At 60.1% G+C, this 6,332-nt stretch carries 4 protein-coding genes; all 4 read right to left on the bottom strand.

Annotated elements, in window-relative coordinates; all coding sequences use genetic code 11:
* The coding region (locus tag AC6FTP_RS24840) for an InlB B-repeat-containing protein (RefSeq protein WP_497209598.1) at positions 1-849 on the bottom strand (849 nt) is incomplete at its 3' end.
* Complete coding sequence (locus tag AC6FTP_RS24835) at positions 846-3,008, bottom strand: InlB B-repeat-containing protein (protein WP_497209597.1); 2,163 nt, start codon at positions 3,006-3,008, stop codon at positions 846-848. The genes AC6FTP_RS24835 and AC6FTP_RS24840, both read right to left, overlap by 4 nt.
* Positions 3,005-5,467, bottom strand: a complete 2,463-nt coding sequence (locus AC6FTP_RS24830; protein ID WP_497209596.1) for an InlB B-repeat-containing protein — start codon at positions 5,465-5,467, stop codon at positions 3,005-3,007. The genes AC6FTP_RS24835 and AC6FTP_RS24830 overlap by 4 nt, the downstream gene beginning before the upstream one ends.
* Before the next feature lie 4 nt (positions 5,468-5,471).
* Entirely contained in the window at positions 5,472-6,254 is a 783-nt protein-coding gene (locus AC6FTP_RS24825) for a cytochrome b/b6 domain-containing protein (RefSeq protein WP_497209595.1), read from the bottom strand.
* Positions 6,255-6,332: the final 78 nt, after the last annotated feature.

The raw sequence follows: 6,332 nt of genomic DNA, 5'->3' as shown, positions 1-6,332 counted from the left end.
GGTATCAGGCCAAGCTAGGTTGAGCACACTGGGCACACTCTGGCTCAAATTCATCATCGGAACATAATTCGCGACGAGCGTGCGATCGGAGGTGGCATTGAAAACCAAACTTTGGCTGCTGCTCACGGCGATACCTGCTTCGGACCAATGCGTGAATTGATAGCCCTCATTCGCCATGGCGTGAAGAGTGACGGTCCCACCCGGAACAAATGCACCGCCGCCGTTGACGGTGCCACCAGGGGCTGAGGATGCAGTGGCCGTCACGGTGAACAAGGAGGGAGGCGCGGGATCCAATGAGACATTGTCATAGTGGACCAATGCCTGATCGTTCTGCTGCGAGGCACCGATGGTGCCCAGGTAGATCACATGGACTCCGGGAGTGAGCGTCAGCGTGACTGTCTGACTGAGATGCCACGCGCTCTGCGAACTTTCGCTCATGTAGGTTTTTGAGAAGAGTGCCTGTGATGCCGTGACATACCAGTTGTCGATAGCGATCTTGGCTCCGTTGATCAACGTTCCCGTATTGGCCCTTTCGAGGTAGTAGTCGAAGGTCAGCGTGAAGGTGCCCCCGCTGCCCGCATCGAAGCTTTGGAAGACGTAGTATTTGTGCGTGTTGGCATTGTGAAGCCCTGCGGTGCTGAACCTCAAATCGCCATTGTAAACGCCCGCGTTTTCCGTGCTGCCGTTCATTCCTGACCAGCTCGTCGGCAGGCTGATCGCAGGTCCCACGGGATCGTAGGTCTGGGAAAAATCTCCGTTTGTCAGGAGATTGGCGTGGGCGTGAATTGCTCCCCAAGTGAGGATGAGAAGTGAGAGCCGTGTTTTCATGTGCTGATGACGGAACTTCATGGCAGTGCGAGACGGAAGAACAGGCTGCCCGTTGGGTTCGGGATGGAGACTTCGTTTTGCCCGCCGCTGGTGATGATGGGCAGGTCTGAATCCAGCCAACTACCAGCACTCAGATCCGGGCTATCCTGCAAGACCCAACCGGTGAGCGATGACGGCCATGTTAAAGTGAAGCCATCGTTGGTCACATCTGGCACGATGTTCAAGACGGGGATCGTGGCGAAGTTGGCGATCAGCGTGCGATTCGAACTAACGGTGAAGTTGTAGCTTGAGAGGGTGCTTGCTTCGACAGCGGCTTCGGTCCAGTTCACGAAGTAGTAACCTGGACTCGCCGTGGCGGTCAGTAAGGAGGTGTCGCCGGACAAGAAACTGCCTGTGCCCGTGACGCTACCGCCAGCGAGCGGTGATGCGCTTGCCGTGATGGCAAAGGTGGATGCGGATGTGAAATTGGCAGTGAAAGCGTAGTCGGCATTCGCGTTGAAGATGATGGGATTGGTGTTGCCAGCGGGTGCACCACCGAGGGTCCAATTGCCAAACACATAGCCAGGAGACGGAGACGCCGTGAGCGTGACGGGCGCTCCATTTCCGACGACTCCAGCGCCTGTCACACTGCCGCCAGCCAAGGGTGCAGCGCTTGCCGTGATGGTGCGATTGGTGGCAACGAAGTCTGCCACGAGAGTGACGTCATTGGTGACGGTCGTCGTGTAGCTGGGGTCGGTGCTCAGCACGGTGGTGCCCTGCCGCCATTTTGAAAAGACATAGCCAACGGCTGGGACGGCGTTGACGGTTACGTTCGAGCCGTGCGCGTAGTTGCCCCCGCCAGTGGTCGTGCCGCTGCTGACGGGGAACGAGCTGGTGTAGAGCGTGGGAAAGTTCTTTTCAAAGTGGGCGGTGAGCGTGGTGCCGTAGCACACCATGTGCTTCAGCACCGGATTGATGCTCACGACGCGCGGCACGCCGCCCAAGTCACCAAGGCCGGCTCCTTGTTTCCAATACGCGAAACGGTATCCCGACGCCGGGGTGGCGGTAATGGTGATCGGCGTCCCACCACTATAACTCTTGCCCGCTAGTCCGGCGGTTCCGGCCAGCAAAACGGTGCCTGAATACGCCGGGGAGACGACTCCATTGATGAAGAAGGTGTTGTTTAAATAGGTAAAGTTTGCGACAAGATTTCGATCAGCGATGGCGGGGAATTGGTAAAGTCCGCCACCGGCATTCGGAAGGTTCACCAGTTCGCCATTTTCCGTCCAACCTACAAACGAGACACCGTCGGCGGCACTCAGATCGAGGTCGACGATTTCGTCCGCGTTGTAGGTGCCCGCGCCGCCGACATTGCCATAGATGCTCGGGTTGACCACGGCGTTGATCACATACGGGCCGGTGTTGGGTCCGGTGAAGTTGGCGGTGAGTGTCTTGTGGCCATCGGCGGCGAAGGTGTAGCTGGCACTCGCACTGACCACGACGCCTTCCTCGCTCCAATTGATGAAGGTGCGGCCATGCGCGGGCGTTGCGGTGACGGTCACGCTATCACCGGGATTGAAGGTGCCGCCACCGGTGACGCTGCCGCCCGCCGCAGGCATTCGAGCAACCGTGATCGTGACCGGCTCCGTCGCTGCATTCAGCAAAGTGAAGGCGGTATCGCCAGCGCGGTTCACATAGTTGTAGTCGCCCGTCACAGCGGGCACTTGGGCAAAGTGTGTGCCATTGCCACCCGTGCCCGTGCTCCATTGCCAGTTTGGCGGCAGCTCGCTCTGCACGGCGTAGATTTGCATCCAATACGTCTGCCCGCCGGTCATCACAAAGCCTGCCGGGAGCGTGAAGCGGAAGTCCGAATAGCCGGTCGCCCCCACCGGAGTTTCATGCGCATTACCTGCGACATGCCAGACCGTGCCGCCGGGTAGCGCGATGGTGTCGATGCTGATGACAAACTCGGTGTGCGACACGGGAAGCGATGTGCCGCGCCAGTGGATCTCACGCAGCGTCTGCGTGGCGGCCACACTGAAGGAGTCCCAGACGAACTCATCAAGGTTGCTGCCATTCACTGTGTAGCTGGCCGAGACATGCCCGCCGCCTCCTGTGCTGGGCGGTTGAGTGTAAGCGGCGGCTGCACTCAACTGATGTGTGGCGAGAATCAGAGAGAGCAGGATGCTGGGCAGTTTCATGGATGGGAGAGACGGAAGAACAGGCTGCCTGTGGGGCTCGGGATGGAGACTTGGTTTTGCCCGCCGCTGGTGGTGATGGGCAGCGCGGAGGTCGTCCAGCTCGCTGCACCGAGGTCGGCACTTTCCTGCAAAACCCAGCCAGTGGCCGATGCGGGCCATGCAAAGCCAAGTGCGCCCGGCGTGGTGCTCGTGACGCCGACGATGGGCACAAAGTTCGCGACGAGCGTGCGGTTCGCAGCCGCGTTGAAGGCGAAGCTGTTGCTGGCGCTCACCACGATGCCGCTCTCACTCCAACCGGTGAATTGATAACCCGCAGCGGGCGTGGCGAGCAGCGTCACCACGCCGCCGGTGGCATAACCTCCACCTCCGCTCACACTGCCGCCGGGTGCGAAGGATGGTGCCGTCGTGACGGTGAATCCGGCGGCGAAATTTGCCAGGAGCGTGCGCTGATTCAGCAGCGTGAAAGCATAGGTAGGTGTTGTGCTGACGATGTTGCTCGCCTCGGTCCAGTTGAGGAAAACATAACCCGGTTTGGCCGTCGCCATGGCGGTGACGCTGCTGCCGATGATGAAAGTGCCCGCGCCCGCAACGGTGCCCATCGTGGTGGATGAACTGGTGAGCGTGAGCTGATACGTCGGCTGAAAATTGGCAGCTAGCGTGCGATTCGCCGCCGCAGGAAACGAATACAGCGCGGATGAACTCACGATGGTGCCGCCTTCGGTCCAGTTCACAAAGGCGTAGCCCGTTTTGGCCGTGGCAGCGAGGTTCACGACGGCATCGAGCGCGAAAGTGCCCGCACCGCTGACACTGCCGCCATTCACTGAAGACGATGTGGCGGCGATGGCATAGCTGGTGGGCACATCCGCCGAGAGCGTGAGCGCGAGATCGCCCGTGCCGCTGTAGTAGCTGTTACCCATGCGGCGATAGTGAGCGTTGTTGCCGCCCGCGCCGGTGGCATGGCCCCAGGTGAGCGGATAGCCGTATTGCGAGGCTTCGATCTGAATCCAGTAGCCGGTGCCTGCCGTGGCAACGAACGAAGTTGGCAGCGTGACCGAGTAATCATACATCTGCACACCGCCGACCAATTCGGCGGCGGTTTGATTCGCGTTGCCAGTGATGGTGTATTTCTTGAGATGCGGATTCGCGAGGTCGGGATAGAAGCCATTCGCCGTGGAGCCGTAGATTTTGATGTTGAACTCCACCACCGGATTGCCCGCCGCGTTGTTGCCGATGTAGCCCCCGCGCCAGCGCAGATGCGAAATGCCCGTGGTGGTGGCGAGCGTGAACTTCTCAAAGCGATACTCCATGCCATCCACATTCCCATCCGGCGCGAGATAGGAGGAGAGCAGCAGCGTGCCGGATATCGTCGTCGGCTGCGAGAAGACGATGCCGAGATTTGTCGCTGAAGACGTGAAGTTCGCGACGAGATCGCGGTCTCCGGCGACGGTGAAGGTATAGTTAGCACTCGCACTTACCGGTATGCCGTTTTCGGTCCAGTTGACGAAGTTGTAGTTCGCGGAAGGCGCCGCTTGCACCGTGACGCTGCTGCCATTCACAAAACTGCCGCCGCCATCCGTGTTCCCGCCCGTGAGCGGCGATGACGCCGTCGTGATGAGAGAGCCTGTGGCAAAATTTGCCACCAGCGTGCGGTTTCCCGTCACGGTGAAGGTGTAGCTCGGATTCGTGCTGACCACGGTGCCGTTCTCCGTCCAGTTCACGAAGGCGAAACCCGCATTCGGCGTGGCGATGAGCGGTGCGGCGGCGTTTTGCGGATACAGGCCCGCATTCGTGACCGTGCCGCTGCCGACAGGCGATTCGCTCGCGACGATGGTGTAAGTCGGCCCGTCACTCGTGATGATGCTGAAGGCCGCATCGCCCGGCGCATACTGGAAATAGAAATCCGCCTGCCCGGCGATGCGGCGGAAGTGCGAGCCATTGCCCGTGCCCGCCGCAAAGCCCCAATACGGCAGTCCATTGGCAAACTCGGCCTCGATCTGCACCCAGTAGAGCTTCCCCGCCTGCGCCTGAAACACCGTGGGCAAAACGAAGTGGTAATCATACATCGGCACGCCGCCAAACACGCCCACGCTTGTCTCGCCCGCCTTGTTGCCAGTGTCATAGGCCACCAGCGTCGCGGGCGTGCCCGGATAACCCGGCCCCAGATGCGGCTGCGACAAGCCCGGCGTGGATTCATAGATCGAAACGCGGAAGTTCACGATGTCACCGCCCCAGTAAGCCATCTGCGGATCATAACCGCCGCGCCAGCGAATCTCCGTTACCGCCTGCGCTGTGGGCACGCTGAACGAGTCCCACACGAACTGATCGTAGTCCGTCCCATTCGGCTGATAGCGCGACGACGTCCGCAGCGCCCCGCTGCCATCATGCGGCTGCTCAAAGACCACGCCCGCCTGCACGGAGAGCGAAGTCAGGAGCAGGAAGAGTGAGAGGAAGCGTTTCATGATTTTAGTCGTCATCGCGCTCGCGACCTTGTTTGCCTTTGCCGCCTTCGTTTTCGCCCAGCTGCAAAGTCACCCCGATGCCAGGCAGTTTGACCGTGGACGTCTTGGCGTTGTGCGAGGCAAACAGCGCCGCGATCCACACACCAGCCACGATGGCGATGACCACGCCCCAGACCGCATGACTGGATGAAATGGCATCCTCCGCACTGCCCGACTTCTTGCCCGTGACCATGGTGAGCGAGATGTTCTCCCGATGCCGAATCGTGTGCCACGCCAGCCCAGCCAGATGCATCACGATGACCACTAGCAAGGCCCAGGCAAAGGCTTCATGCAGCTCTTCGAGCGCCTCACCGCCGTAGCCGATGCCCGAGATGAACAAGGCAGGGACGAGCAGGAACATCAGCACCGCCGCCACTGCCGAGCCGGGATTGTTTCCCGCATACAGCTTCGTCTTCGAAACCGCCGCGCTGATCATGTAACCGATGACCTCATGCGGATGCACCGGAAAGCTGGAGAACCGCGAATAGCGCGAGCCGACCACTCCCATCACCACACGCACGCCGAGCAGGAACAGCGCAACGATGCCAAACAGCATGTGCAGTTGAAATAACGGCGCATCATCATCTACAAGGAAGCCAATGGCGATTGCAGCGGTGAGCGAGCCAGCAAAGGCCCAGTGAAACAGACGAGCAGGAATATCCCAAACGAGAATTTTTTTCATAAACAAAGTGCCAGAGGCATGGGTGAAGGGTTCTTTGTCTGGCGTGTTGCCGGAGATCGTGGACATCCGGTCGGGGCACGAAGTGCCAGACATTCGCAGGAGTCAGGGGCATGGAAGAAGCGAGTCTTGCTGACACGCGCATGC

Source organism: Prosthecobacter sp., assembly GCF_044378005.1.
Classification (GTDB): domain Bacteria; phylum Verrucomicrobiota; class Verrucomicrobiia; order Verrucomicrobiales; family Verrucomicrobiaceae; genus Prosthecobacter.
This window is presented reverse-complemented; position numbering and strand designations above follow the sequence as displayed.